Genomic DNA, 1,711 nt, shown 5'->3' with positions numbered 1-1,711 from the left:
CCACCCACAAGCCCTGCCCCGAACCCTCGGACCACCGCGAACGCCACCACACCGAGTGCGAAGCGGCACCGGTCCAGCGCGGGGTACGGGCCGGTGACGGCGGCGCCTTCACCGACTCCGTGCCCGCCCTGGCCGCGGGCGGGGTGCTGATCGCGGGCGCGTTCGCAGCCGCCGTGCACCGGCTGCGCAACCGGGAGAGCGACCCCCGCCGCTGACCCGCCCGGCCCGTACCGGCGCGCCGGAACGATCCGGTTTCCCCGGCCCGGCCCCGCTCATGCTGTGACGGTCACGACTGGGCCGGGTGCCCATGGGGCGGCGGCACTCTGGGTACTCAGGTGCCGAAGGCAACAACGACACGACACGGCGGCACCAGGCACTGGCACTGCGGAGGTACGGATGCGGCGCACGGCCCCCGAAGGTCACGGCCCCGTCCGGTTCGGGCCGCCGCTCCCCGAGGACGGGCTGCCCGTCCTGCCGGAGCTGTCCGCGGTGCTCGCCGCCGCGGCGTCCCGCGGCGGCCACGAGCCGGTCGGCGGCGGCCGGGCCCTGCGCGAGGCCGCCTGCGGCTACTGGGACCGCCGCGGACTGCACTGCGACCCCGACCGGGTGGCCGCCGCCCCCGGCTCGCCCGCCCTGCTCCTCGCGCTGACCGCCGCCCTCGGCGGCGACGTCCTCGTACCGCGACCCTGCGCCGCCTGGTGGGCGCCGTACGCACGCCTGCTGGGGCGGCCCGCCTTCCATGTGCCGACCCCGCCGGAGAGCGGCGGTGTTCCGGACCCGTACGCGCTGCTGGAGACCGTGCGCCGGGTCCGCGCCGAGGGCGGCGATCCGCGGCTGCTCGTGCTGTCCGTCGCCGACGACCCCACGGCGACCGTCGCCCCTCCCGAACTGCTCCACGAGACGGTCGAGGCCGCCCAGGGCGAGGGCCTGCACCTGGTCAGCGACGAAACCTGGCGCGACACCCTGCACGACCCGCACGACACCGTACTGCTCAGCCCCGCCGAGATGGTGCCCGACCGGGTCACCGTCGTCACCGACCTGTCCGGGGCGCTGCTCCCGCCCGGCTGGCCGGCCGCCGTGGCCCGCTTCCCGGCCGGGGAGGACGGAGAGGGCCTCCACGCGCGCGTGCTCGACGTCCTCACCGCCCTCGACGCCCGCGTCGCAGCGCCCGTCGCCGCCGCGGCCGGGTACGCCCTGGGGGAGCCCGAACCGGTCACCGCGCGCGTGGCGACCGCCGTGCGCCTGCACGCGCTCCTGGCGGCCGAGGCGCACACCGCGGTCGTCGCCGCGGGCGCCCTCGCCCGGCCCCCGCGCTCCGGCCGCCACCTGTACGTGGACCTGGCTCCGCTGCGCCCCGCGCTGACCGCACACGGCGTGGGTGACGCACAGGAACTGGAGGACTTCCTCACCGCACGCCTCGGCATGCCCGCCCCGGGCGGGCACCGCTTCGGCGACGACCTCGAAGCCCCGCGCGTGCGGCTTTCCACCGGCGCACTGGTGGCCGGTTCCGCCACGGAACGCGCGGAATGCCTCACCTCGCCGACGCCGTCGGAACTGCCGCAGGTGCACCGCTCGTTGATCCAACTGAAGTCGGTCTTCGACGATCTTCGCGACGACGCTCAGCGATGGGAGCCTCCTCGATGACGCAGCAGTCCGAGTCGACCACCAGCACGAGCACCCGGGAGTCCGACGAACCCGCGCTCCCCTCCCC

1 protein-coding gene and 1 pseudogene are annotated in these 1,711 nt (G+C 76.6%); both read left to right on the top strand.

What is annotated here, in order from left to right:
- A pseudogene (locus tag C1J00_RS42990) lies at positions 1-215 on the top strand (hypothetical protein); the annotation flags it as partial.
- 181 nt (positions 216-396) lie between these two features.
- Entirely contained in the window at positions 397-1,644 is a 1,248-nt protein-coding gene (locus C1J00_RS42985) for an aminotransferase class I/II-fold pyridoxal phosphate-dependent enzyme (protein WP_102914188.1), read from the top strand.
- The last annotated feature ends 67 nt before the right edge of the window (positions 1,645-1,711 follow it).

Origin of the sequence: Streptomyces cahuitamycinicus (assembly GCF_002891435.1) — a bacterium.
GTDB lineage: Bacteria > Actinomycetota > Actinomycetes > Streptomycetales > Streptomycetaceae > Streptomyces > Streptomyces cahuitamycinicus.
Note: the sequence above shows the minus strand (reverse complement) of the source record. Positions and strands in the feature narration are given on the sequence as shown.